This is a genomic window from Streptomyces sp. NPDC094143 (assembly GCF_040303825.1).
In the GTDB taxonomy this organism is placed as follows: domain Bacteria; phylum Actinomycetota; class Actinomycetes; order Streptomycetales; family Streptomycetaceae; genus Streptomyces.
In genome coordinates this window covers 283281-308681 of the sequence record NZ_JBEOTZ010000001.1, presented here as the reverse complement: position 1 = coordinate 308681, position 25401 = coordinate 283281, and the positions used below count along the sequence as shown (strand labels likewise).

General features: G+C 74.0%; 19 protein-coding genes. 7 read left to right on the top strand and 12 right to left on the bottom strand.

All coding sequences use genetic code 11. The features are described 5' to 3' along the window. Nucleotides 1-43 precede the first annotated feature (43 nt). The gene (locus ABTZ58_RS01350; protein ID WP_351349054.1) at nt 44-907 is read left to right on the top strand and encodes a phosphotransferase enzyme family protein; all 864 of its coding nucleotides are present in this window, start codon (nt 44-46) and stop codon (nt 905-907) included. Between the two features lie 14 nt (nt 908-921). Here the strand turns inward: ABTZ58_RS01350 and ABTZ58_RS01345 are convergent, their stop codons facing one another. The 3 genes from ABTZ58_RS01345 to ABTZ58_RS01335 all read right to left on the bottom strand — a co-directional run bounded on the left by ABTZ58_RS01345 (nt 922) and on the right by ABTZ58_RS01335 (nt 3774). Beyond that, nucleotides 922-1644, bottom strand: a complete 723-nt coding sequence (locus ABTZ58_RS01345; protein WP_351349052.1) for a 3'-5' exonuclease — start codon at nt 1642-1644, stop codon at nt 922-924. A gap of 131 nt (nt 1645-1775) precedes the next feature. Beyond that, complete coding sequence (locus ABTZ58_RS01340; protein WP_351349049.1) at nt 1776-3017, bottom strand: DUF5919 domain-containing protein; 1242 nt, start codon at nt 3015-3017, stop codon at nt 1776-1778. Between the two features lie 190 nt (nt 3018-3207). Next, the gene (locus ABTZ58_RS01335; protein ID WP_351349046.1) at nt 3208-3774 is read right to left on the bottom strand and encodes a hypothetical protein; all 567 of its coding nucleotides are present in this window, start codon (nt 3772-3774) and stop codon (nt 3208-3210) included. Between the two features lie 181 nt (nt 3775-3955). On the opposite strand from ABTZ58_RS01335, the gene glgX reads away from it, so the two are divergent. The 4 genes from glgX to ABTZ58_RS01315 all read left to right on the top strand — a co-directional run bounded on the left by glgX (nt 3956) and on the right by ABTZ58_RS01315 (nt 10616). Then, nucleotides 3956-6082 carry a glycogen debranching protein GlgX gene (gene glgX / locus ABTZ58_RS01330; protein WP_351349043.1) on the top strand — a complete coding sequence of 709 codons (2127 nt, stop codon included), beginning with the start codon at nt 3956-3958 and terminating at the stop codon, nt 6080-6082. Nucleotides 6083-6221: 139 nt separating this feature from the next. Then, entirely contained in the window at nt 6222-8585 is a 2364-nt protein-coding gene (gene treY / locus ABTZ58_RS01325; protein ID WP_351349040.1) for a malto-oligosyltrehalose synthase, read from the top strand. Nucleotides 8586-9049: 464 nt separating this feature from the next. Continuing rightward, nucleotides 9050-9286, top strand: a complete 237-nt coding sequence (locus ABTZ58_RS01320) for a hypothetical protein (protein ID WP_351349037.1) — start codon at nt 9050-9052, stop codon at nt 9284-9286. 79 nt (nt 9287-9365) lie between these two features. Then, the gene (locus ABTZ58_RS01315; RefSeq protein ID WP_351349587.1) at nt 9366-10616 is read left to right on the top strand and encodes a M14 family zinc carboxypeptidase; all 1251 of its coding nucleotides are present in this window, start codon (nt 9366-9368) and stop codon (nt 10614-10616) included. A gap of 9 nt (nt 10617-10625) precedes the next feature. Here the strand turns inward: ABTZ58_RS01315 and ABTZ58_RS01310 are convergent, their stop codons facing one another. Then, nucleotides 10626-12047 (bottom strand): M14 family zinc carboxypeptidase, encoded by a 1422-nt coding sequence (locus tag ABTZ58_RS01310; protein WP_502995982.1) that lies wholly within the window; start codon nt 12045-12047, stop codon nt 10626-10628. Between the two features lie 120 nt (nt 12048-12167). Further along, entirely contained in the window at nt 12168-12719 is a 552-nt protein-coding gene (locus tag ABTZ58_RS01305; protein ID WP_351349034.1) for an FHA domain-containing protein, read from the bottom strand. Between the two features lie 173 nt (nt 12720-12892). On the opposite strand from ABTZ58_RS01305, the gene treZ reads away from it, so the two are divergent. Then, on the top strand, nt 12893-14638 hold the full coding sequence (treZ, locus tag ABTZ58_RS01300; RefSeq protein WP_351349032.1) for a malto-oligosyltrehalose trehalohydrolase: 1746 nt from the start codon (nt 12893-12895) through the stop codon (nt 14636-14638). Nucleotides 14639-14653: 15 nt separating this feature from the next. Here the strand turns inward: treZ and ABTZ58_RS01295 are convergent, their stop codons facing one another. The 7 genes from ABTZ58_RS01295 to ABTZ58_RS01265 form a co-directional block, all read right to left on the bottom strand. Continuing rightward, nucleotides 14654-15625: an aminoglycoside phosphotransferase family protein gene (locus ABTZ58_RS01295; protein ID WP_351349583.1), complete on the bottom strand. Its 972-nt coding sequence runs from the start codon at nt 15623-15625 to the stop codon at nt 14654-14656. Nucleotides 15626-15672: 47 nt separating this feature from the next. Continuing rightward, a complete protein-coding gene (locus ABTZ58_RS01290; protein ID WP_351349029.1) occupies nt 15673-16800 on the bottom strand; it encodes an aminopeptidase P family protein in 1128 nt (375 codons plus the stop codon). 280 nt (nt 16801-17080) lie between these two features. Further along, nucleotides 17081-17644, bottom strand: coding sequence for a PDZ domain-containing protein (locus tag ABTZ58_RS01285; RefSeq protein WP_351349026.1), 564 nt, complete (start codon nt 17642-17644; stop codon nt 17081-17083). 205 nt (nt 17645-17849) lie between these two features. Further along, nucleotides 17850-20048, bottom strand: coding sequence for a germacradienol/geosmin synthase Cyc2 (gene cyc2 / locus ABTZ58_RS01280; RefSeq protein WP_351349024.1), 2199 nt, complete (start codon nt 20046-20048; stop codon nt 17850-17852). A 159-nt stretch (nt 20049-20207) separates the two neighbouring features. After that, nucleotides 20208-21398, bottom strand: coding sequence for a damage-control phosphatase ARMT1 family protein (locus tag ABTZ58_RS01275; protein WP_351349021.1), 1191 nt, complete (start codon nt 21396-21398; stop codon nt 20208-20210). Between the two features lie 56 nt (nt 21399-21454). Continuing rightward, entirely contained in the window at nt 21455-22102 is a 648-nt protein-coding gene (locus ABTZ58_RS01270) for a ScbR family autoregulator-binding transcription factor (protein WP_351349018.1), read from the bottom strand. A 272-nt stretch (nt 22103-22374) separates the two neighbouring features. Continuing rightward, complete coding sequence (locus ABTZ58_RS01265; protein ID WP_351349015.1) at nt 22375-24174, bottom strand: S8 family peptidase; 1800 nt, start codon at nt 24172-24174, stop codon at nt 22375-22377. Between the two features lie 361 nt (nt 24175-24535). Between ABTZ58_RS01265 and ABTZ58_RS01260 the strand changes: the two genes are divergently transcribed. Beyond that, entirely contained in the window at nt 24536-25396 is an 861-nt protein-coding gene (locus ABTZ58_RS01260) for a lytic polysaccharide monooxygenase (RefSeq protein ID WP_351349012.1), read from the top strand. The last annotated feature ends 5 nt before the right edge of the window (nt 25397-25401 follow it).

The following is a 25401-nucleotide window of genomic DNA, read 5'->3' as shown; positions in this document are numbered from 1 at the left end:
GGCCGGAACCCGACGGCAGTGGTGCGGACGACGGAGGCGGACGATGGACGAGGCACGGGCACGGGACGTACTGGCGGCGGCGCGGGTGCTGCCCGGCGCGGCCCGCGAGGCACGGCTGCTCGGCCTGGGCGAGAACGCGGTGTTCGCCGCCGGTGACCTGGTCGTCAAGGTCGGCCGCGACGCCGAACTCCTCGACCGGGCGCGCCGGGAACTGGACGTCGCGGTGTGGCTCGCGGAGGCCGGGGTGCCCGCGGTGCGGGCGGCCGAGCCGAAGGCGCTGCTGGTGGACGGCCATCCGGTGACCGTGTGGCACCGGCTGCCGGATGCCGTACGGCCCGCCGAGCCGCGGGACCTGGCCGAACTGCTGCGGATCGTGCACGCCACGCCGCCTCCTCCCTTCGCGCTTGCCGGGCGTGATCTGCTGGGTGGTGTCGAGCGCTGGCTGCGGCTCGCGGGGGACGCGGTCGATCCCGCGGACGCGGCGTATCTGCGCGAGCGGCGGGACGCGTTCGCCGCGCAGGCCGCCGCGCTGACGCCGCACCTGCCGCCCGGGGTGATCCACGGCGACGCGCTGCCGCGCAATGTGCACGTCGGGCCGGACGGTCCGGTCCTGGTCGACCTGGAGACGGTCTCCTCGGACCTGCGCGAGCACGATCTGGTGGTGATGGTCCTCTCCCACGACCGGTACGGGCTCCCCGACGAGGCGTACGCGTCCTTCACGCGGGCGTACGGCTGGGACGTCCGGGCGTGGGACGGCTGTTCGGTGCTGCGCGGCGCGCGGGAGACCGCCAGTTGTGCCTGGGTGGCGCAGCACGCGCCGGGCAATCCGAAGGCGCTGGCCGAGTTCGAGCGGCGGGTGGCGTCCCTCAGGGACGGCGACGAGACCGTGCGCTGGTATCCGTTCTGAGGGCGGGCGGCCGGTCAGACCCGGTCGTCCGCCAACTCCCGCAGCGGCCACGCCCCGTCGACGAGCGCCGTGGCGTCGCCCTTGCCGCGCAGGAAGTTCTGGAAGTCCGCCGCCCACTGCGCGTACCACTCGATCTGGCGGTGGTGCAGCTCCGCCGGGCCGAGCATGGCGATCTTGGGGTGGCGGTCGGCTATCGCGCAGGCCAGACGGGCCGCCGCCAGGGCGTCGGCCAGCGCGTCGTGCGCCGAGTCGAGGACGACGCCGTACTCCGCGCAGACCGCTTCGAGGTTGCGTTTGCCGCGGCGGTAGCGGTCGACCCGGCGGTCGATGGTGTACGGGTCGATGACCGGGGCCGGGTCCACGCCGCCCAGACGGTCGCGCAGGGACGGCAGGCCGTGGCGGCGCAGCTCGGCGGAGAGCAGGGTCAGGTCGAAGGCGGCGTTGTAGGCGACGACCGGTACGCCCGTCTTCCAGTAGGAGGTCAGGACGTCGGCGAGGGCGTCGGCCACCCGGTCGGCCGGTCTGCCCTCGGCGGCCGCCCGTTCGCTGCTGATGCCGTGCACCGCCACCGCGTCCTCGGGGATCGGCACCCCGGGGTCGGCCAGCCACTCCCGGCGTCCCATCGGCTCGCCGCCTTTGACCTCGATCACGGCCGCCGTGACGATGCGTGCCTCGCGCGGATCCGTGCCCGTCGTCTCCAGGTCGAAGCCGATCAGCAGCTCCCGGTGCCAGCCCATGGGCGGGCCCCCCTTCTTGTGGTGCGTTCCCCCAGTGGTCCCCACCTTCCCATGCACCACTGACAATCAGAGGACCGCGTTCCGCCCGGGCCCCGCGGCGGGCGCGGAACCACCCGGTGGCGGGGCGCAGTTCACGACACGGGCCGCGAATCCGCCCACATCACCTCGAACTCCTCGCGATACGTGGGGAAGAGGCCGCTTTCTTCGGGCTCGCCCGACTTGACCACCTTGCTGCCGTTGCGCAGAACGAACACCGGCGCCTCCATGCCGCGCGTCCGGCGCAGGTAGTTCTGCACGACCGCGATGCCGTCGGCGCCGTCGCCGTCGACCAGGTACGCCGTGAAGCGGGGCGTCTCGTCGAAGACCTGGATCTCGAAGGCGCCCGGGTCGCGCAGCCGGGCCCGCACCCGGCGCATGTGCAGGATGTTCATCTCGACGGCCCGGCTGAGCTCGCCGCGCTTGATGCCGAGCTCCCGCTCGCGCCGTTTGACCGCGCTGGAGGCGGGGTTGAGGAACAGCAGCCGCATCCGGCAGCCGGACTCGGCCAGCCGCACCAGGCGGCGGCCGGAGAAGTTCTGCACGAGCAGGTTGAGCCCGATGCCGATGGCGTCCAGGCGGCGGGCGCCGCCGAAGATGTCCTCGGCCGGGAACTGCCGCATCAGCCGTACCCGGTCCGGGTGGACGGCGACCACGTCGGCGTACCGGTCGCCGATCAGGTCCTCGACCGCGTCGACGGGCAGCCGGCGCGCGGAGGGCACGTCACCGCCCGCGCCGAGCATCTCCAGCAGCCGGGCCGAGGCCCGCTCGGCCTGGTTCAGCACGGCCTCGGACAGGGCCCGGTTGCGGGAGACGACGTTCCGGGTGACCTCCAGCTCGTCCAGGGCCAGTTCGACGTCGCGGCGGTCGTCGAAGTAGGGCTCGAAGCAGGGCCAGTGCTGCACCATCAGCTCGCGCAGCTGCGGCAGGGTGAGGAAGGACAGCACGTTGTCGTCGGCCGGGTCCAGCAGATAGCCCTTGCGGCGGCTGACCTCGCGTACGGCGACCGCGCGCTGCACCCACTCCTGGCCGGCGGGCCCGGCGGCGGCCACCACCCAGTCGTCGCCGTGAACGGGTTCGTAGATCGGCCGCAGCACGGCGGCCACGACCGCGCGCAGCCGCTGCTCGACGAGGTTCAGCCAGATGTAGGCCCGGCCGGCCCGCTGGGCGCGGGTACGCACCTCGCGCCAGGCGTCGGCGTCCCAGTCCAGTTCCGGACCGATCGAGCCCGACGCGTCCATCGGCCGTGCCAGGGACACGGCACCGGTCGGGACGTCTGCGGAGTTCCCCTCGTGACCCTCGTCACCAGGGGGCAGCTCCAGCCCTCCCGAGCCCACCCGCGCACCGCCTTCCGCTCCCCTGAGCACTCCCCTTGCCAACGATCAAGGAAGGGTACTCCGGGAGCGGTCGGCGGTGCAGCCCGATGGGCAGCATCGCTCTCAACGGCGCGGCCACCCGTGCCCGTTCTGCCGTCCGAGCCCGTCCGGAGTGAGCGGATTCATGGCGGTGGAACCGTTCGCACGTGTCTCACCGCGTGACGTACGGATCGTGCTTGGCGCAGCCGCGTCCCGGGTACCTGGTGGGTCCCGGGACGATCTCGTAGGAGCGCGCGTGTCCGTCCTTGTTCTTGCCGGTCGCACTGGCGACGCGCCACCGGCGGTGGTTCCCGCCGAGTCCCGCGCCCAGCGGGTCGGCGATCAGCGGTGCCGCCCCGGCCGTCACGGCGGCACTCCGGGGCGGCTGGACGCCGCGCCGGGTGCCGGTGCGCACCACCGTGCCGACGGTCCGGGTGGTGCACGTGTCGTCCCGGTATTCCTGGCACGTCACGTCGGCGGGACGCGGCGCGGCCGGGTCGCCGGCCTCCCCGGAACCGGGTTCGGCGAGGCCGACGCCGAGGCGCTGCGGGCCGCGCCCGCCGTCCACGGGCTCGCCGGACCGGGAGCGCTGCCGGCTCAGGGCGATCCGCTCGGCCCGCCCCGGCCCGTCCCCGGCCGGAGGGTCGCGGCCCGTGCCCCGCTCCCCCTCGGCCGCCGGCCGCTCGACGACGCCCGGGGGAACGGCCTGGTCCAGGTGGCGGTGCACTATGGTGCGCACATCTTCCACCTGCTCCCCCACAGCCCCGGGAGTACGTCTTGGCCCCATTGGTTCGGCATACCTCGTCCGCAGTGGTCACTCGGTAGGAGGGAGATAAGTCATAGGGGGTCCCCCCACTTCCGGGGAGACTCGGGGGCCAAGGCGTCCCCACCGGCGCCGCACACCTGAAAGAGTCGTATCCATGCAGGTCTGGCCTGGCGAGGCGTATCCACTCGGTGCCACGTACGACGGCGCCGGTACCAACTTCGCGGTCTTCACGGAGGCCGCGGACCGAGTAGAGCTGTGTCTGCTGCACGACGACGGCTCGGAGACGGCGATCGAGCTCCGCGAGAGCGACGCGTTCGTGCGGCACGCGTACCTGCCGGGCATCATGCCCGGGCAGCGGTACGGGTTCCGCGTGCACGGTCCGTACGCACCGGAGCACGGGCTGCGGTGCAACTCCGCGAAGCTGCTGCTCGATCCGTACGCGCGTGCGATCAGCGGTTCGATCCGCTGGGGCGAGGAGGTCTACGGCTACCACTTCGACGATCCCGACCGGCGCAACGATCTCGACTCGGCGCCGCACATGATGACCTCGGTCGTCGTCAATCCCTACTTCGACTGGGGCGACGACCGGCGTCCGCGCACCGAGTACCACCACACCGTGCTGTACGAGGCCCACGTCAAGGGCCTCACCATGCGCCACCCGGGGCTCCCGGAGGAGCTGCGCGGCACCTACGCGGCCCTGGCGCACCCGGCGATCATCGAGCACCTCACGGAGCTCGGGGTCACCGCCCTGGAGCTGATGCCGGTCCACCAGTTCGTGAACGATCACCGCCTGGTCGACATGGGCCTGAACAACTACTGGGGCTACAACACGATCGGCTTCTTCGCCCCGCACAACGCCTACGCGTCCTGGGGCGACCGGGGCCAGCAGGTGCTGGAGTTCAAGTCGGCGGTGAAGGCGCTGCACGAGGCGGGGATCGAGGTGATCCTCGACGTGGTCTACAACCACACGGCCGAGGGCAACCACCTGGGCCCGACCCTGTCCTTCAAGGGCCTGGACAACCCGCGCTACTACCGGCTGACCGACGACCCCCGCTACTACATGGACACGACAGGGACCGGGAACTCCCTGCTCATGCGGTCCCCGCACGTGCTCCAGCTGATCATGGACTCGCTGCGGTACTGGGTCACGGACATGCACGTGGACGGGTTCCGCTTCGACCTGGCGGCGACGCTCGCCCGGCAGTTCCACGAGGTGGACCGGCTGTCGTCGTTCTTCGACCTGGTGCAGCAGGACCCGGTGGTCTCCCAGGTGAAGCTGATCGCCGAGCCGTGGGACGTCGGCGAGGGCGGTTACCAGGTGGGCAATTTCCCGCCGCTGTGGACGGAGTGGAACGGCAAGTACCGGGACACCGTGCGGGACCTGTGGCGGGGCGAGCAGCGCACCCTCGCGGAGTTCGCCTCGCGGCTGACCGGCTCCTCCGACCTCTACCAGGACGACGGGCGCCGCCCCCTGGCCTCGATCAACTTCGTGACCTGCCACGACGGCTTCACCCTGCACGACCTGGTGGCCTACAACGACAAGCACAACGAGGCCAACGGCGAGGACAACCGGGACGGCGAGAGCCACAACCGTTCCTGGAACTGCGGCGCCGAGGGTGAGACGGACGACCCGGACGTGCTGGCGCTGCGGGCCCGGCAGATGCGGAACTTCATCGCGACGCTGATGCTGTCCCAGGGCGTGCCCATGATCAGCCACGGTGACGAGTTCGCCCGCACCCAGCGCGGCAACAACAACGCCTACTGCCAGGACAACGAGCTGGCCTGGGTGGAGTGGCCCGAGGAGGAGACCGAGGGGGGCCTGAGCAGGGAGCTGCTCGGCTTCACGCGCGCGATGGTGTGGCTGCGCCGCAACCACCCGGTCTTCCGCCGCCGGCGCTTCTTCCACGGGCGGCCCGTGGAGGGCACGCACGACGACCTGTCCGACATCGCCTGGTTCACCCCGGACGGCCGGGAGATGACCCAGCGGGACTGGGACTCGGCGCAGGCGTCGGCGCTGACCGTGTTCCTCAACGGCAACGCCATCTCGGAGCCGGGAGCGCGCGGCGAGCGCATCACGGACGACTCGTTCCTGCTGATGTTCAACGCCTCGCCCAAGCCGCTGGAGTTCGTCGTCCCGGTCAACCACGGGCGGCAGTGGGAGGTCGTGGTCGACACGGCGCTCCCGGAGGGCGTGCCGTCGGACACCGGCCCGAAGGTGCAGGCCGGGGACCGGCTGACCCTCGCCGACCGGAGCATGACCGTGCTCCAGCGGCCCGTGTAGCCACCCCGCGCACACGCGTCCCCGCAGTCTCGACGCGGCGCCGCGTCGCCCGGCGAGAGCCACTCGTCCGGGCGACGCGCGGCGCACCCGGAGGGACCGGGGGGGCACGAACCGCCGCGGGACGGGTACGTACGTTTCCATGACACCTGAGCGACCTGACCCGGTGGTGCCCACGGCCACGTACCGGCTGCAGCTGCAGCCCGACTTCCCGTTCGGAGCAGCCGCGGCCGTCGTGCCGTACCTGGCCTCGCTCGGGGTCTCGCACCTGCACCTGTCCCCCGTCCTGGAGGCGATGCCCGGCTCGACGCACGGCTACGACGTGGTCGACCACGCGCGCGTGCGTGAGGAGCTGGGCGGCGAGGACGGGCTGCGGGCGCTGGCGCGCACGGCGGGCGAGCACGGCCTCGGCCTGGTGGTGGACATCGTCCCGAACCACATGGCCATGTCCCCGCGCCACAACCGGGCCCTGTGGGAGGTGCTGCGCGAGGGCCCGAAGTCGCCGTACGCGCGCTGGTTCGACATCGACTGGGAGGCCCAGGACGGCCAGGTGCTGCTGCCGGTGCTCGGCGGGCCCGTGGGCGAGGTGCTCGACGACCTGCGCGTCGACGGGGACGTCCTGCGCTACCACGACCACGTGTTGCCGCTGCGCGAGGGCACCGAGGACCTGCCGCTGCCGCACCTGCTGGACGCGCAGTGGTACCGGCCGGTGTGGTGGCGGCTGGCCCGGACCGAACTCAACTACCGGCGCTTCTTCAGCATCTCCGAGCTCATCGGGGTGCGGGTGGAGGACCCCGAGGTCTTCGAGGCCACCCACGACAAGATCCTGAAGCTGCTGCACGAGGGCGTGATCGACGGGCTGCGCATCGACCACCCCGACGGGCTCTCCGACCCCGACGGCTACCTCACCCGGCTGCACGAGGCGACCGGCGGGCGCTGGACGGTCGTGGAGAAGATCCTGGCCGACGGCGAGCACCTGCCGGCCTCCTGGCCCGTCGCGGGCACGACCGGTTACGACGCCCTGCGGCACGTGGACGGGGTGTTCACCGACCCGGCCGGCTTCGGGGAGCTGCTCGGCCGGTACCGGCAGTTCGCGGCCCCGCAGACGGACCGGGGCGGGCAGTGGGACGCGACGGTGCGGCGGGCGGCGTACAAGGTGCTCACGCACGAGCTGGCGACCGAGACGGAGCGTCTGACGCGGGTGGCGACCCGGCTGTGCGCGACCTCGCCGGAGCCGGCATTGCGCGACCGCGCGCCCTGGGCGCTGCGCACGGCGCTGCGGGAGCTGCTGGTCCGCATGGAGGTCTACCGGCCGTACGAGTCCGTCGACGCGGCGTCCGTGGTCACCGAGGAGGCCGCGGCCGAGGCCCGGCTCGCCTTCGCGGTGCCGGAGGAGGCCGGCGCGGTGGACGTCGTGCGCGACCTGGTGCTGGGGCGGTACGGCGACGGGCCGGCCCAGGTGGAGTTCCGGACCCGGTTCGCGCAGACCTCGTCGGCGCTGCGGGCGAAGTCGGTCGAGGACACGGCGTTCTACCGGTACGTGCCGCTGCTGTCGGCGACCGAGGTGGGCGGGAACCCGGGAGCGCCCGCGCTGTCGCCGGAGGAGTTCCACGGCTACTGCGCGCGCGTGCAGCGGGACTGGCCGCTGACCGGCACGGTGACCTCGACGCACGACACCAAGCGCAGTGCGGACGTCCGGGCGGCGCTGCACGTGCTCACCGAGTGCCCGGACCGCTGGGCGGACGTCCTCGCGGAGGTGACCCGCTCCGGCGAGGGCGTGCCGGACGCGCAGCTGGCGTGGGCGGCCTGGCAGACGGTGTTCGGGCTGGGGCCGGCGGAGCAGGAGCGGGTGCGGGGCGCGCTGCTGAAGCACGTGCGGGAGGCGGGCCTGTTCACCAGCTGGACCGAGCAGGAGCCGACGTACGAGGAGGCGGTGGCGCGGTTCGTGGCGGCCGGGCCGTGCGGGGCGCCGGGTGAGCGGGTCGCCGCGTTCCGCGAGTCGCTCGCCCCGCACATCCGGGCCAACGTGCTGGGCACGGCCCTGGTGCAGCTGACGATGCCGGGCGTCCCGGACGTCTACCAGGGCACGGAGACCGAGTACCGGGCCCTGGTCGACCCCGACAACCGGCGCGCGGTGGACTTCCCGCCCGCGGACTTCGGTGGCACGTCCGGCGAGAAGGCCGCGCTGACGCGGGCGGCGCTGGGACTGCGGGCCCGGCGGCCCGGCGCGTTCGGCGACACGGCCACCTACATGGCGCTGCCGGCCGAGGGCCCGGCGGCCGGGCACTGCCTGGCGTTCGCCCGGTCCGGTGAGCTGGTGACGGCCGTGACGCGTCTGTCGCTGCGGCTCGCCGAGGCGGGCGGCTGGCGGGAGACCCGGCTGCCGCTGCCGCCGGGGCGCTGGGCGGACGTGCTGGAGCCGGGCCGGGAGTTCACCGGGCACGCGCGCGTGGCGGAGCTGTTCGCCGGGCTGCCGGTGGCGCTGCTGGAACGGGTGGGCGACTAGGCCCGGGCCCGCGCGGTTCTCCGTCCGCCCGGAGGGCGGGCCCCGCGGCGTCCAGGGCGTGCTCCCGGCGTGCCGGACACGGTCCCTCGGTCCGCCCGGAGGGCGGCGTCGCGGCGTCCAGGGCGTGCTCCCGGCGTGCCGGACACGGTCCCTCGGTCCGCCCGGAGGGCGGGGTCGCAGCGTCCAGGGCGTGCTCCCGGCGTGCCGGACGCAGTCCCGCGTACCGGGGCGTACGCGGGACTGTGTCCGTGCGGCCAGAGTGCGTGCCAGGCGTCGCGGGGCAGGAGGGACTGGGCGGACCCGGCCCGGGGCTCGGACGGCCGCGGGATTCCCCGGGGCCGGTCACGCGTACGCCTCCGGAGGGGGACGCGCCGGCCTGGTGCCGGGCCCGCACCCGGTGCGTGTGACGCGGCGGTGGGCGCCGCGAGGACCGGGCCGGCCCGGAGCCCGGCGTCCGCTCCGCCGTGGCCGAGGTGCTGGTCGAGGTGGCCCGGCGGCGGTGCGCCTGGCAGGGCAGGGGCGGCTCGTTCGCCTTCCCGTGCCTGTTCACCGGCCTCGCCGTGATCGCGACCGGCGTCACGGTCGGCAGGCCCGGGCTGATCGCCGGCCGGGGCGCCGGGGCGAGCCGTCCGGCGGCGCGCCGCACCTCCACCCGCACCGGCCCCCGTCCGGGCGGTCCAGTGCTTCCGGGCGCCCCCTGAGGCCTCCCCGACCGCGCCCTTGACACCGCACCATGGCCGTGGGGTACTGCGACTGCGAACTCGGGCGGATATGACGGGGGTGAGTTTCCTGCCGGAGCTGCGCTACCCGACGGTGACCGAACAGGTCCGTGCCGCCCGCGCGTTGAGCACCCAGCGCCCCGGTGTGTGCACCCTGCGGCAGGTGGGCTCCTCACGGGCCGGCCGGCCGCTGCACCTGCTGTCCGTGGGCCGGGCCCGCCGCGCCGTGCTGGTGGTCGCGGGCGCCCACGCCAACGAGCCGACCGGCTCCTGCACGCTCCTCGCGCTCGCCCGGCGGGTGCTGGAGCAGCGGAAGCTGCGCGACGGCATCTCCTGGCACTTCCTGCTGTGCGCCGACCCCGACGGGGCGAGTCTGCACGTGACGCCGGCGCCGCGCAGCCTCTTCGACTACCACCTCGGCTTCTTCCGGCCCGCGGGCCCGGAGCAGCCGGAGTGGGCGCCGTCCGTGCTGCCGCCCGACCGGCTGCCGCCCGAGACCCGCGCGCTGACCGGCGTCATCGACGAGCTGCGTCCCTACCTCCAGGTGACCCTGCACGGCACGGACCTGGGCGGCAGCTGGGTGCAGCTGACCAAGGACGTGCCCGGACTGGCCGAGCCGTTCGCCAAGTCCGCCGCGGAACTGCACATCCCGGTGGAGACCGGCGCCTCGGACGCCGCGGGCTGGCCCGCCTCCGGCCCGGGCGTGCACGTGATGCCCGCGCCGGGGACCGGCCCGGCGTACCCGAGCCTGCCGGACGACGCGCGGCACAGCACCTGGTTCCACGCCCACCGCTACGGCGGCCTCACCGCCGTGGTCGAGGTGCCGATGTGGGCGAGCGACCTGGTGGACGACCCGGCTCCGCATCCGGCCCCGGCGGCGGCGATCGGGCGGCTCGCGCGCCGGCTGCAGCGCGACGCGCTGGAGGTGACGCGGGTGCTGGAGGGCGCGCTGCCCCGGCTCGGGGAGCTGGACGGACCGTTGCTGCGGGCCGCGCGGTGGGGTCTGGAGCTGGTGCCGGGGCTGGCCGCCGACCTGGTGCACACCCCGCCCGCCGACCGGACCATGGCGTACGTCGGCAGTGTGGACGCCTTCGCGAGGCGCGTGCCGCTGCGGGCGGCGGCCATGCTGCGGCGGGTGCTGCGCGGGACGGACGAGCGGGCCGCGCAGCAGCTGGAGCATCTCGTGGCGACCTGGAGCGACGCTTTCGCCGAACGTTTCCGCGCCCGCTGGGTGCCCTTGGAGAACCAGGTCGAGCACCAGTCCCGGACCGTGGTCGCGGCGGCGCTGCATGCGCGCGAGGAGACCGGCTAGTCCGCGGCGTCAGGGCGCCATCCCCGCCGTGTCGGCACCGCCGCCCCGGACCGCCAACCCGCCCTCCCCCGGGCCGGGCCCCATGTCCGCGCGCGGGAGCCGCCCGGCGAGTTCGAACGCCGACAGCACCACCCGTGCCTGGTACTCCGCCTGCCGGGCGACCGGGATCCAGCGTGCCCCGCAGCCGTCGCGGTAGTCGGCGCACCACGCGTCGATCAGCCGGTCCAGCTCCGGCAGCGCCCCGGCCGGATCGTGGCCGGCGGTCCGTACCAGCTGGTGGAGCAGCCCGGCGGTGCGCAGGGCCAGTCGCCGTCCGGAGATGCGCAGGGCCGCCAGGTGGGCGGTGCTGAGGGAGGGCAGGGAGTGGGCCGCGCCGGTGCCGGTGTCGGGGTCCCAGGCGTCGGCCAGACCGGGGCAGACCAGTAAATAGTCGTCGACCGGGGCCAGCAGGGGCGCCGCGTCGCGCGCTCCGGCCAGGTGCGGCCGGATCCGGGCCAGCAGGTGCCGCAGGAGGCCCGTGTCGTGGCGCAGCCTGCGGCTGACGGCCCGCAGCACCGCGTCCCGGTCCCCGGGCGGGGCCGCGTCCGACACGGCCGCCACGCCCCACATGGGCGACTCGACGACCGCGGTGACGGTGCCGTGCCGGTACGGGTGGAACCACGTCGACTCGACGGCGGCCTCCGTGATGGCGGCGGCCAGATCGGCCCGGCGCGGCGGCGGGATGCGGTAGACGGCGGGCCCGAGACCGGGCCAGTACAGCGCGTCGTAGGCGCCGAGTTCGCGGGGGATGCCGAGCCGGGCGGCGATGTGGGCCAGGCGCCGGTCCAGGCCGGGCAGGTCGTGGGTGAGCTCGACGAAGCCGCCGCCGATGTCGACGCCGTGCAGGGAGCACTGGAGGAACGGCCGCAGTTCGTCCTGGACGTCGAGGAGGGCGCGGGTCTCCGGCAGGGCGGCGGCGGCCGCGCCGTCGGGCAGCCATTCGGGCTGCTCCAGGAAGCCGGGCCGGAAGAAGTTCCGGAAGTACCGGCCGAGGGTGTAGGGGCCGGTGAGCCAGCCCTCGTTGCGGCGCAGGCCGTCCGGGTCGAGGCTGAGCAGCAGGTTCCAGGTGGCGTCGGCGCCCTCGGTGAGCCGCGGGTCGGCCAGGGTCCGCTCGGCCAGGCGCAGCACGGTGGCCCCGCCCACGGGTTCGTTGGCGTGGGGTCCGGCGACCACGAGGGCCTGGCGCTCGCCGTGGCCGACGGACAGCAGCCACAGGGGCGTGCCCGCGCGGGACGTTCCGACCCGGCGCAGCCGGGCGTCGCGCGGATGGCGGGCGACGAGTGCGGCGGCCCGGGCGCCCAGTTCGTCGACGGTCGGGTAGCGCGGGAGGGGTGGCAGGGCACACCTCCGATGCGGAGCCGTCGGTTCACCAGGAGTACATGGCGTACGCACAGTCAGTCACGACTTCGGGGGCACGTCAACACCGCGGTCCGCAACAGGGTTGCGGCCATTCCGGAAGGATCGACGGCCGGTCAACCCAAGGCCAGGGCTCGGAGGTGGCGCGGTTTTCGGTCAGGTGGCGGACAGCCGGAACAGCACGTGCCCGAAGCCCACCTGGTCGCCCTCGCGGACGACGGCAGCGCCGACGACCCGCCGTCCGTTCACCGTCGTGCCGTTGGTGGAGCCGAGGTCGCGCAGGACCCACAGGCCGCCCTGGTGGCGCAGTTCGGCGTGGACGCGGGAGACCGTCTCGTGGTTGAGGCGCAGCCCGCTGGCGGGGTCGCGTCCTATGCGCAGCGGATGGCCGTGCGCCGGGTGCGGCAGCAACAGCTTGGGCAGCCGCTCGGCCTGCCAGGCCCGGCGCAGCCGCACGGTGAATCCGGAGACCGCCTCGACGGAGCCGAACAGCAGGCGGGCGAACCTGTTCTCCGTGGGCAGGTCGGCGGTGAGCACCGCGAGCTCGTCCGGGCGGCGCGCGACGAGCGCCAGTTCCATGCGGCGGATGAACGTGTCGTGGGACAGGCGGCCCATGGCGACGCCGTCACGCAGCACCCGCAGCGCCCTGTCGCGCTCCGCGTCGGAGAGCCGCGCGGGGTACGTGTTGAACTCGAAGGACGACGTCACGCTCGTGATTGTCGGGCAGCGCGGCCGGGCTGTCCAGGAATCCGGAAAAGGCCCGCCACGCGCGCGTACCCGGTGAGACCCGCCGCAAAAGGGTCGATGCACCAGCGGATTGATCTCGTTTGACGCACCATGGACGGGCTACATCACGGTGAGCAGACGAAGGGGAACCGTCCGTGCAGTTCGAGGTGTGGGCACCGCAGGCCGGCCGAGTGACGCTCCAGTGCGACGGCGTCACGCGCGCGTTGGAGCGCGATCCGGAACGGGCGGGATGGTGGTGGGGCGAGGCGGAGGCGCGCGAGGGGTCCCGGTACGGCTTCGCGCTGGACGACGGGCCGGTGCTGCCCGATCCGCGCTCGCGCCGTCAGCCGGACGGCCCGGACGGGCTGAGCGCCGTCGTCGAGCACGAGCGCTACACGTGGCGCGTGCCCTGGCGCGGGCGTCCGCTGCCCGGGGCGGTGCTGTACGAACTGCACGTGGGGACGTACACGCCCGAGGGCACCCTGGACGCGGCCGCCGAGCGGCTCGGCCATCTCGCCGAACTGGGCGTCACGCACGTGGAACTGATGCCGCTCACCCCCTTCCCCGGCACCCACGGCTGGGGCTACGAGGGCGTCTCCCTGTGGGCGGTGCACGAGCCGTACGGCGGGCCCGAGGCGCTGAAACGCTTCGTCGACCGGGCCCACGAACTCGGCCTGGGCGTGGTGCTCGACGTGGTGCACAACCACTTCGGCCCGTCCGGCAACTACCTGCCCGTCTTCGGGCCGTACCTCACGGACACCCACCACACGCCCTGGGGCGCCGCGGTCAACCTGGACGCGCCCGGCTCGGACGAGGTGCGCGCGTTCCTGATCGGCAGCGCGCTCGCGTGGCTGCGGGACTACCGGCTGGACGGGCTGCGGCTGGACGCGGTGCACGCGCTGGTGGACACGCGCGCGCTGCACTTCCTCGAGGAGCTGTCGGCGGCCGTGGACGCCCTGGCCGGCGAGGTGGAGCGGCCGCTGTTCCTGGTCGCCGAGTCGGATCTGAACGACCCGCGGCTCATCACCGCCCGCGCCGAGGGGGGCCTCGGGCTGCACGCACAGTGGAACGACGACTTCCACCACGCCCTGCACACCGTCCTGACCGGCGAGGCGCAGGGCTACTACGCCGACTTCGCGCGGGCCTCCCTCGGCGGGCTCGCCAAGACCCTCGGCGGCGGTTACTTCCACGACGGCTCGTACTCCAGTTTCCGCGCACGCCACCACGGGCGCCCCCTGGACCGCACGCGGGTGGCCGGGCACCGGCTGCTCGGCTACAGCCAGACCCACGACCAGGTCGGCAACCGCGCCCAGGGGGACCGCCTTTCGGCCCTGCTCTCCCCCGGGCTGCTGGCCTGTGCGGCCACGCTGGTGCTGACGGCGCCGTTCACGCCGATGCTCTTCATGGGCGAGGAGTGGGCCGCGGGCACGCCCTGGCAGTTCTTCACCGACCACACCGACCCGGAGCTGGCGGACGCCGTACGCCGGGGCAGGCGGCGGGAGTTCGCCGCGCACGGATGGAAGGAGGAGGACGTGCCCGACCCGCAGGACCCGGCGACCCGGGACCGCTCCTGCCTGGACTGGTCCGAGCCGGAACGCGAGCCCCACGCGCGCATGCTGGACTGGTACCGCCGGCTCCTCGCCCTGCGCCGCGAGCAGCCCGACCTGACCGATCCGGACCTCGCCGACACGAAGGTGGCCTACGACGAGGAGCGGCGCTGGCTCGCCTTCCGGCGCGGGGACGTCCTCGTGGCGGTGAACCTGGCCCCGGAGCCGGCCGAGCTGCCGCTCGGGGTGCCCCACGCCCGCGTGCTGGCCGCGTGGGAGCCGGTTCGGACGCCCGGGGCGGACGGGGTGGTGCGGCTGCCCGGCGAGTCGGGCGTGGTGCTGCTGCAGGAGTGAGTCACCCGGGGCGGGTCACAGGGCGTCGTCCGTGGCGCCCGGGTCCGTCAGCCGTTCCAGCAGGATCGGCTCCCAGGCGTGACGCAGCCGGGTGCGCGGCAGGGTGGTGTCCTGGGTGGTGAGGGCCCCGGCGAGGTCGACGACGGCGTCGCAGCGGGCGAGCCACAGGCCGCGCAGGCAGGGGCGGGCCCCGTAGCCGGCGAGGGTGGCGGCGCGCACGGCGGCGGGCGCGCCGACGGCGAGCGCGAGGCCCGCGATGTCCTCGGCCGGGTCGCCGACCACCGCAGCGGACCAGCCGAGGACGCCGCGCACCCGCCCGTCCGCGCCGACCACCAGGTGCCCCGCCGTCAGGGCGCGGTGGGTGAGGACCGCCGAACCGGGCTGGGCGGCCAGCTGGGCCGCGGCCGGCGGGGTGAGCTGGTGCAGCCGGGCGGCGTCGAACTCGTCGGCCTCGTCCAGGCGCCCGGCGGCGCGTACGGCGGCCCGGCGCAGCGATTCCAGGGAGCGGGGCGCGGCGCGCGGCGCACCGAGGGTCTCGGCCTGCTTCACCGGCACCTCGCGCAGGCCGGTGAGCAGCCCGGCGAGGTCGGCCTCGCCGACGGCGGACACGTCGTGCCGTTCGCCCGACCCGCCGGGCAGCCTGGTGTCCAGCGTGTAGACCAGCCCGGGGGCCCATTCGCCGTGCGCGACGCTGGCCGGGACCGCGACCGGGACGTGCGGGCGGACGAGGTCGCGCAGGCGCAGTTCGCGGCGCCGGCGCACGGTGGCCTCGCGGTCGGCGGCGAGGCGCAGCACGTGGCGCGTGCCGACCCACCAGGTGGTGGGTTCGGCGCCCTCGGTGGCGGGCCGGATGTCGGGGCCGCCGTTCCGCGCGGTGCCCCCGCCGCGCTCGTCCCGTGTGCCCGCCTTTCCCTCCCTGCCGTCCTTCAGCAGGGAGAGGACCAGCCGGCGGACGGTGTCCGCGGTGGGGGTGGGTGCCTGGGTCATGGTCGCGCCGTTGCCGTTCGTGAGGCGTGCGGGGGACATCGGTGGCCTCACTCCACTATGACCAGCTCGCGGGTGGTGCCGTTCAGGCGACGCCCGCCGTCCTCGGTGACGGTGACGATGTCCTCGATGCGCACGCCGAACCGGCCGGGCAGGTAGATGCCGGGTTCCACGGAGAAGCACATGCCGGGCACGAGGGGCTGCTCCTCGCCCTCGATCATGTAGGGCGGCTCGTGGGTGGTGACGCCGATGCCGTGGCCGGTGCGGTGGATGAAGTACTCGCCGTACCCGGCGTCGGCGATGACGGCGCGGGCGGCCCGGTCGACGTCCTGGCAGGCGGCCCCCGGCCGCACCGCGCGGAAGCCGGCCTCCTGGGCCGCGCGCACCACGTCGTGGACCCGGCGCTCCTCGTCGGTGGGCGCGCCGACGTGGACCGTGCGGGAGGTGTCGGAGCCGTAGCCGTTCCTGAGGCCGCCGAAGTCGAGGACGACCATGTCGCCGCGCGCGATGACCCGGTCGCCCGCCTCGTGGTGGGGGTTGGCGCCGTTCGGGCCCGAGGCGACGATGGTGAAGTCGACCTGCTCGTGGCCGTGCCGGCGCAGCAGCCGGTCGAGGTCCGCGGCCACCTCGGACTCCCGGCGTCCGGCGAAGGGGACGTCGCGGATCTCCTCGAACGCGGCGTCGGCCGCGGCCCCCGCGGCCGCCATGAGTTCCAGTTCGGCCGCGTCCTTGACGGCGCGCAGCATCGGCAGGGCCTCGGTGAGCGAGGCGAAGGAGCTGCCCGGCAGGGCCCGCCCGAGCGCCAGCAGGTGCAGCGCCCAGGCGTTGTCGCTGATGCCGAACCGGCCCGCCGGGCCGAGGAGCGCGGCGGTGGCGGCGTAGGGGTCCTTGCCGTCGGTCCAGTCGCGCAGGGTCAGGGCGGGCGCGCCGGCGGCTTCGAGCGCGTCCGGGGCCTCCAGCGCGGGGACGACGAGGACGGGGTCCTGCCCGGCGGCCAGGACCAGCAGGGTGAGCCGCTCGGTGACGGCCGGGGGCGTGTATCCGGTGAGCCACACCAGATCCGGCCCGGGGGCGACGAGCAGGCCCGCGAGTCCGGCCTCCGCGGCGGTCCGCGCGGCGCGCTCCATGCGGGCCCGGTAGTCGTCGGCGGTGAAGGACGCGGCCGTGCTTGCGGTCATCCGGGCCTCCCAGGACGGACGAAGGGGCTACGGGCAGCATCCTGCCCGGCCGGAGGGGGCGGCGCGAGCCGTCTGCGGGCTTTCCCCCCGAGCCTCACGCCCGACGGCAGCGCGCTGCTCGGTCATCGGACCTGGTGTTGTGCGCGGCTACGCCGTCAGCCGCTCGGGCGAGGGGCCGTACGACCGTGCCGGCGCGCACATCGACGATGCGCATCTCGTCGCAGCGCGACGGCGACGCCCCGTACCGCGACATCCCGCCCGGGCCCGCCTTTCCCGTGGTTCACGTGACGAGGGCCGGTACGACCGTCACCTGCTCGTAGCCGCCGCCACGATGCCGCACCGTCAGCTTCACCTCCCGCCCCGGGCGGGCCCGGGCGACGGCTCGCGCCAGGTCGGCGGCCGTGTCGATGCGGGTCGTGCCGAAGTTCAGCAGGACGTCGCCGCGCACCAGGCCCGCCTGCTGCGCCGGTCCGGGCACGTGGAGTCCGACGACCACGGCCCCGGGCCTGCGCGCGTCCATGACCTGCACACCGAGGGTCACGGCGGCGGGCGCGTGCGCGGAAGCGGCGGTGGCCGACGAGGGTCGCGCGGGCGGGGGCGTGTGCCGCCCGCGCGGGTCGAGCACCCCGCCCTGGCCGGCCACCGTGGCGCCCATCGCCCCCAGGCCGATCCCGGACAGCACCAGGACGGCACCGGCGAACCCGGCCAGCAGTACGTTGAGCAGCCGCCGCCCGCGCCGCCGGGCGGCGTGCGGGCGCCGCCGCGGCGGCCCGGACCCCGCGGCCGGCGACGGCTCGGGTTCCCGCCCCGGCATCGGCTTGGGTCGCAGCGCGGTCTGTTCCATGGCTCGCCTCCGGGTGGTGCCGATCGGCTCCGGCGGACGCCGGAACGATCTCGGCAGGTGCTCTACCCGGCCCGTCGGCGGCCCACGAGCCACGAACGAGTGAGACTGACCGGCGCGGCCTCCCTTGCACCCGGGAAGACCCCCGACGTGCCGCCGGGGGTTCCGTCATGTCCCGTTCCGGGATAGTTTGGCTGGAAACGCCGCCTCAGTCGAGGGCGGGCACGGGCACGGCCGGCAGCCGGCCGGGGAGGAAGCCGTGGGCGCGCCGGGAGAGCCACTCGTCCTTGTAACGGTCCACCTGGCGGTGCCAGTTCAGGATGCCGGACAGCCAGTTCCGCAGGTCCGCCACATAGGTCCCCATGGCGGCACGCGCCTCCCGGCTGAGCCGGAAGTCGTCGTAGAGGATGGGCAGTTCGTGCTCGACGACGTGCTCGAACTGCCGCATGCGCTGGCTCATCAGGTCGTGCACGATGCCGAGGCCGGTGGGGTAGTTGCAGTTGAAGAAGTTCTGCACGACGAGGATCGCGTTGTGGATCTCGCCCTCGAACTCGATCTCCTTCTGGTACGAGAAGACGTCGTTGAGCAGGCACGCGAAGTCCATCGCGGCGTTCTCCAGCGACCGGACCGGGCCGCTGCGGTAGACCTCGGGCGGGATGGCCGGGCCGTGCCCCAGCCGGCACAGGCTCAGGGTGAGGTCGGAGCCGAAGGTGGCCCGGCGCATCTCCAGATAGTCGACCGGGTCGGGGATGCGGTTCTGGAGCTGGTTGGACAGCTCCCACACCCAGCTCTCGGTCATGGCGTCGATGGCGGCCTTGAGGGTGCGCCGCGCCTCGGGCGTCATGTCCGCGGTGGTGCGCTGCCACAGGTCGATCAGACTGCGTTCCATGGCGTTGACCGGGACCGGCGGCTCGGCACCGTCGACCGGCATGCAGTCGGACAGCCGGGCCGTGGTCAGCCGGGCGGCGGCCAGGTCGCGGCGGTGGCCGTAGACCAGCGGGTAGTAGTCGTCGCCGTAGGTGCCCCAGGCGAGCCACTGCGAGCTGAGGTCGAGGGCCTGCGGGGTGGCGTCCGGGTCGAGGCCCGCGGCGCAGAGCGGCAGGTCGTAGGCCCTGAGCTTGTCCGCGTCCCAGACGCCCTCGGCGAGGATGCCCATCCGGTTCACCCAGTCGGTCAGGTTCCGCCGGGAACGGTCGAGGTACGGGCTGAGCTCCAGCGGGAACGGCATCCGGATGTCGGGGATCCGCGACGGCCCGACCTTCTGGTACGGCACGTGCGTGTAGGAGCGCAGCCTCCCCCACTGCCCGGCAGGCGCGGGCGGTGCCCCCACCGTGCCGGTCGCGGCGAGCAGGGCGCGCACGTCGGCGGCGGAGGTGCCCATGCCGCTGCACCCCGGCCGGGGACTGCCCCCGCGCACGGCGTTGTCGTTCATGTAGCGGCTGGAGCGCAGGTGCCACTCGTGGCCGCCGGACTGCCAGTCCTGCAGGCCCTTGGTGTACGCCGCCACGGCCGCGACCTCGTCCGGCCCCAGGCCCCTCTCCAGGGCCAGCGCGGGCACTTCGGTGAACGCCGTGTGCTCGAACTGGTGGAGCCGGGAGGTGAGGATGTCGTTGACGGTGTCGGCGGCCTCCTGGGTGGTGCAGCCGAAGAAGGTCTCCAGGACGAGCACACCGTTGCTGTTCTCGCCCTCCTCCTCGACCTCGCGCTGGTACGAGAACAGGTCGTTGCGCAGGTGGACGGCGTCGGAGAACGTCTCCATCAGCACCCTGAGCGGCCTGGATCCGGCGACGGAGGCGGGGACTTCGGCGGTGGCGTACTCGACGAGCCCCGCCGACCAGGGTGCGCCGCCGACCTTGCGGCGCATCTCGATGTACTCGACGGGGTTCGCGATCCGCCCCTCGTTGATGTTGGACAGCTCCCACATCGACTCGTTCAGCAGGTGCTCGGTGGCCACGGCGAAGCGGCGGCGCCAGTCCTCGGACATGGCGGGCACCGTACGCGCCCACAGGTCGGCGAGGCCCGCCTCGACCGGGTTCTCCGGGTCCGGTACGGGGGTCGCGAGGTCCAGCGGCATGAACAGGGGCAGCCGGTCCAGATGCGCCTTGCCGGCGGCGCGGTCCTGGCTGCGCTTGTACATCTCCAGGAAGTGATCGTCGAAGAAGAAGACCCACACGTACCAGTCGGTGATGAGGGAGAGGGCGGGGCCGTCGCAGTCGGGGTGGGTGTAGGCGCAGAGCAGGCCGTAGTCGTGCGCGTCGAGGTCGGCTCGCTCCCAGACGCCGGATCCCTCCAGCATGCCCATCTCGCGCGCCCACTCCGTCGAGTGCGCCCGGGCCGCGTCGACATGGGGGTTCAGCCGCGCGGGGTGCGGCATGTAGAAGTGCGGGAGTGTGAACGGCTGCGTCATGGCCGGGCCCTACCCGGCGCCTCACGGCGGCATCCGCGAGGCCGCACATGATCACACCATCGCGTGAATCCGTGGCGAACACGGCCGCCGGGCCCGCGCGTTGTGGCGCCGGCCGCGTGCGTCCCGCCCCACGGTGCGCCCCCGCCCCACGCGCCGCTGTCAGACGTCCCGGACGTCCCGGGCCTGGATCAGCGCGTGGGTGCCGGCCGTGCGCCAGCGCCCGCCCTCCGCGGCGTCCAGGGCGGCCTCGGTGCGCGCGTCGAGGCCGGTGATCACGTCGGACTTCAGGGTGCGCAGGGCGGCGACCGGGCCGGGGAAGTACGCGGTCACGTCCGTGAACGGCGTGGTCGGGTCCCAGAGCCGGTCGCCCACCAGGCGGCGGTAGTTGAGGTCGCCCTTGACGATCGTGAGCGTGGCCGCGGCGAACTCGGCACGCAGGTCGCCGGGCATCTCCGCGTACGCCAGCGGGGCGCTGGAGAAGGGATGGGCCCGCAGGGCGAGCCGGCCGTCGGAAAGGGCCGACCACAGCGTCCGCCCGTACGCGGCGGCCGCTCCGCCGGCCCCGGTCAGGCGGCGCAGGGCGTCGACGACGTCGGCGGTGGTGGCGTCGGAGACGTAGTAGGGGCAGGGCTTGACGTGCAGGACCGCCCGTTCGACGCGCCCGTCGGCCAGGAGGTGGGCGATCAGCAGCAGGTCGGGGACGAGTTCGCGGCCGGCGTTGTCGGCGACCAGGCAGAGCGTGCCCGGGCGGGCGGTGTCCAGCAGGGACCACAGCCGGTCGCTGTCGTCGGCCACCAGAGCGGGCACGGCCCGCGAATCCCGGGCGCCCTCGGCGGAGAGACGGAAGCCTAGGTCGGCGCGGTTGCCCCAGAGAGAGCCGTGCAGCAGCGCCCGCGCCCGTTCCTCGGCGGGCCGGCCGGCCAGGTCGTCGAGGGCGGCCAGTTCCTCGTCGGTCCCCGGGGAGTCCAGTTCGGCCAGTTTGGCGGGGCGGAAGGGGTCGATGCCCTGCCAGGGTCCGGGGCCGAAGTAGCCGACGGCCTCCAGCAGCCGGCGGTAGAAGAAGCTCTCGGACCAGAGCCACGGCACGTCGAACCAGGAGCGGCCGGTGTGGGCGGGCAGCCCCCAGGCATCCCAGTTCTCCCGGTCGTGCGCGTCGGCGGGGAGGGGCTCGATCGTGCCCTCGGTGCAGTTGGCCAGCAGCGCGTCGAGCGCGCGGTGCTGTGCCGGTTCGTAGGGGAAGGCCTCGCGGACCTGCTGGATGATGGCGGGATGCCGTTCGGCGAGCACGCTGTGCGGGAACGAGCCCGGCCGGTTGCCGAGGAGCAGGGGCGCGGTGGGGGTGTCGGGCATGGGGCTCACCGTAACGCGCGGGTGCGCCGCGCCGGCCGCCGAGCGCGGCGCCCCGGTCACACCGGGACGATCTCCCGTTCCAGACGGGCCGCCAGGCTCAGGTAGCGGGCGCGGCGGGTCACCGGGACCAGGCCGCGGATGAGTATGTTCCACATCTCCGCGGTGCGGCGGGGCTGGCGTGCGACCGGTTCGCGGGAGCGGCCCACGACCCGGGTGCCGACGAAGAAGCAGACCAGGGAGTGGGCGACGACGTCGATGTCGATGTCGGGGTGGACGTCGGACTCCTTGACGGCGCCGACCAGCCGGGCCGTGACGATGTCCAGCCACTCCGTGAACGGGTGGCTCAGGGGCGGCCGGGGACGGATCCCGCCGGTCGCGAGCCGCAGTCCGGCCCGCAGGACCGGGTCCTCGACGGACATGCGGGTGATGCCGAACGTGAGGCGCATCAGCGCCTCCAGGGAGGTGTAACCGCGCTGGTCGGTCTCGGCCGCGAGCCGCCGGGCGGTGTGCGACTGGAGTTCGAGGATCGCGTGGGCAAGATCCTCCTTGGCGGCGAAGTGGAAGTACAGGGCGCCCTTGGTGACGTGGGCGTGTTCCACGATGTCGCTGAGACTGGTCGATTCGTAGCCGCGACGGTCGAACAGGTCAGCGGCGGCCGTGATGATCGTCGAGCGGGTCTGTTCGGCTCGCAACTGCCTCGCCATCGACTGAACTCTCCCGGGACGGAAATGAACGGGTCATGCCGTTTGTTTTTACCCCCCGTACACGATAACTCACCCTCAGACGGCGCTCATCACAGCAGTGTGCCGGAGTGCGGGCGCACATCCGGCAAAACCAGCGCAACTGGTCAAAGAAAACAGCAGGTTCGGTTTCTAATGGTCAGGGGCCGCACAGGAAGGCGGGCCGGCCGGTGCCCATCCGCACCGGCCGGCCCGCCCGTTCACGGCCCGCCTCGTTCAGCGTTCCCGAGGAAGGATCAGAAGGTCAGCTTCCAGCCGTTCAGCGTGCCCGTGTCCTGCGCCGCGGTGTCCTGGACGCGCAGCTTCCAGGTGCCGTTGGCGACCTCGCCGGAGGCGTTCACGGTGTAGGTGGTGTTCACGTTGTCGGCGGAGTCCGACGCGGCCGACTTCAGACGGTACGTCGAGCCGTCCGGCGCGACCAGGTCGATGACGAGGTCGCCGCGGTAGGTGTGGGTGATGTCGACACCGACCTGGAGGGACGACGGGGCGTTGCCGCTGCGGCCCGTGACGCTGATCGGCGACTCGATCGCGGCGCCGTTGTCCGGGATGGCGACGGCGGTGGTGCTGGAGAAGGTCGTGCCGGTGGACGTGCCGCCCTTGACGGCCTGGACCGTCTTGGCGGCGTCCGCGAGGCCGGCGCCGCAGCCGCCGGAGCAGGTGCCGGGCAGGGGGCGGGCGTTGGCCTTGATGGCCGACTCGATCTGCGCCGGGGTGAGGGCGGAGTTGGCCGACTTCATCAGGGCGGCGAGGCCCGCGACGTGCGGGGTGGCCATGCTGGTGCCCTGGTAGTAGGCGTAGTTCTCGGTCGACGGCGTCTTCGTGCCGGAGTTCAGCGTGGAGAGGATGCCGTTGGCGGTGGTGGTGCGGGTCTCGCCGCCGGGGGCGGAGATGTCGACGACCGTGCCGTAGTTGGAGTACGAGGCGCGGCTGCCGGCGCGGTTGGTGGCGGCGACGGTGATGACGTTGCCGCAGTTCGCCGGGGACGAGCTGGAGGCGTTGGTGTTCTCGTTGCCGGCCGCGACGACGACCGAGGTGCCGCGGCTCACGGCGCCGTTGATGGCGCTCTGGGTGGCGGTGGAGCAGGCGCCGCCCCCGCCGAGGCTCATGTTGATGACCTTGGCGACGTTGGTGTTGGCGGGCACGCCGGAGACGGTGCCGCCGGACGCCCAGGTGATGGCGTCGATGATGTCCGAGTCGTAGCCGCCGCACTTGCCGAGGACGCGGACCGGGGAGATCTTCGCGCCGTAGGCGATGCCGGCGACGCCCTTGCCGTTGTTGGTGGCGGCGGCGATGGTGCCGGCCACGTGCGTGCCGTGCCAGGAGGAGGTGGAGGCCGGGATGCCCGCGCCGCACTCGCCCGCGTTGTACCAGTCGCCCGGGTCGGCCGGGTTGCTGTCACGGCCGTTGCCGTCGACGGAGACGGCGGTGTCGGAGATGAAGTCGTAGCCGCCGACGATGTTCGCGGCCAGGTCGGAGTGGGCGACGTAGCCGGTGTCGATGACGGCGACGGTCACGCCGGAGCCGGTGGTGGTGTCCCAGGCGGCCGGGACGTTCATGCCCGCGGTGGACTCGAACAGGTCCCACTGCTTGGCGTACTCGGTGTCGTTCGGGGTGACGGCCGTGGGCTTGTTCAGGCGGTCCGGCACGACGTAGGCGACCTGCGGGTCGGCCCGGTAGGCGGCGACGACGTCGGCGACGGCGGCCCGGGTGGGGTCGGTGCCCAGGTCGACGAGGGCGGCACCGGTGCCGAGGCGGCGCTGGAAGTCGACGTCCTCGCCGGTCTTCACGGCCTTGGCCGCGGCGTCGGCGGCGGCGGCCTTGTTGGACTCGGCCTCGGTGGCACCGGACTTGTAGCCGACGATGAGCCGCTCGGCCGGGGTGCCCGGGGCGGCCTCGGTCTGGGCGGCGGGGACGGCCGCCGGGGTGGGGGCGGACTCCTGGGCGACGGCGACCGCGGCGGGGGCGGCGGTCAGCAGGGCGGCGGAGACGGCGGCGACGGATATCAGCTTCCGTCTGAGCGTTGGGGAGGTACGCACAGTCTGCCTTTCGTGGCCGGACTCCGGGCTGGGCGGAGCGGCGGTGGAGTCGCTTCGTCGTCGAAGCGGAGGGGGGTCGTTCGAAAAGCGGGAGCGACGCGGTGGCCGGCCAGGCGCGAGACAGAAGCGGACCCGTTCGGGGTTACCTGTGGGTCGGCTGTGCAGGAACGATAGGCAAAGGGCAGGTCATCGGGATACGGGGGAAACCCTCGATCCGGCCGGAAACCCACCCTCTATGGCCGAGCGCCGCCCGCCCATGTGCCCCTTTTCGAACGGCTGGTGACGAGGTGAACGCGTCGGGCCGGTTTCCCGTACTGCACTACCGGACGTCGCCGCCCCCGGCACGAGGAGACGCAGCCCCATGCCCCGTACGACCACCCGCCGCGCCGCGCTCGCGGCCGCCCTCGTGACCCCGCTGCTGCTGCCGCTGTGGGCGGCGGTCCCGGCGCGGGCGCACGGGGCACCGACCGATCCGGTGAGCCGGGTCGTGGCCTGCTCCCCGACAGGCGGGGACCGGGCGGGCTCGGCGGCGTGCCGGGCCGCCGTGGCGGCGAACGGCGGGCCGTTCGCGGCCTGGGACAACCTGCGGCTGGCGGACGTGAACGGCCGGGACCGGCAGGTCGTCCCGGACGGCAGGCTGTGCAGCGGGGGCCTGCCCGGCTACCGGGGCCTGGACCTGGCCCGCGCGGACTGGCCGGCGACGCGGGTGACGCCCGGCGCGACGCTGACGGTGCGGTACGCGTCGACGATCCCGCACACCGGCACGTTCCGGATGTACCTGACGAAGCCCGGCTACGACCCCGCCGGGCCGCTGTCCTGGTCGGCCCTGCCGCGCGAACCGTTCGCCCGGGTGACGGACCCGGCGCTGACGGACGGCGCGTACCGCATGAAGGTGACGCTGCCGTCCGACCGCACCGGGCGGCACGTGCTGTACACGGTGTGGCGGAACAGCAGTACGCCGGACACCTATTACTCGTGCTCCGACGTGGTGTTCCCGGCCCGGGAGGAGGAGCCGGCGCGAGCGGAGGCGCGGAAGGAGAAGGCTCCGCAGAGCGAGGGCGTAACGGAGGAGAAGGCTCCGCGGCGGCCCGGGCCCGCCGGGACGCCGCGGGTGCAGGAGCGCGCCGCCGGGCCGAACACGCCCGTGCTGGCGGGCGGCGCCGCCCTGATGCTGGTGCTCACCGGCGGCGCCGCCCTGGCCCTACGGCTGCGGCGGCGCTGAACTGC

Coding starts and splice junctions, on each gene's coding strand:
- ABTZ58_RS01350 (WP_351349054.1), top strand. CDS start 44: ATGGACGAGGCACGGGCACGGGACGTACTGGCGGCGGCGCGGGTGCTG.
- ABTZ58_RS01345 (WP_351349052.1), bottom strand. CDS start 1,644: ATGGGCTGGCACCGGGAGCTGCTGATCGGCTTCGACCTGGAGACGACG.
- glgX (WP_351349043.1), top strand. CDS start 3,956: ATGCAGGTCTGGCCTGGCGAGGCGTATCCACTCGGTGCCACGTACGAC.
- treY (WP_351349040.1), top strand. CDS start 6,222: ATGACACCTGAGCGACCTGACCCGGTGGTGCCCACGGCCACGTACCGG.
- ABTZ58_RS01295 (WP_351349583.1), bottom strand. CDS start 15,625: ATGACCCAGGCACCCACCCCCACCGCGGACACCGTCCGCCGGCTGGTC.
- ABTZ58_RS01290 (WP_351349029.1), bottom strand. CDS start 16,800: ATGACCGCAAGCACGGCCGCGTCCTTCACCGCCGACGACTACCGGGCC.
- ABTZ58_RS01285 (WP_351349026.1), bottom strand. CDS start 17,644: ATGGAACAGACCGCGCTGCGACCCAAGCCGATGCCGGGGCGGGAACCC.
- cyc2 (WP_351349024.1), bottom strand. CDS start 20,048: ATGACGCAGCCGTTCACACTCCCGCACTTCTACATGCCGCACCCCGCG.
- ABTZ58_RS01275 (WP_351349021.1), bottom strand. CDS start 21,398: ATGCCCGACACCCCCACCGCGCCCCTGCTCCTCGGCAACCGGCCGGGC.
- ABTZ58_RS01270 (WP_351349018.1), bottom strand. CDS start 22,102: ATGGCGAGGCAGTTGCGAGCCGAACAGACCCGCTCGACGATCATCACG.
- ABTZ58_RS01260 (WP_351349012.1), top strand. CDS start 24,536: ATGCCCCGTACGACCACCCGCCGCGCCGCGCTCGCGGCCGCCCTCGTG.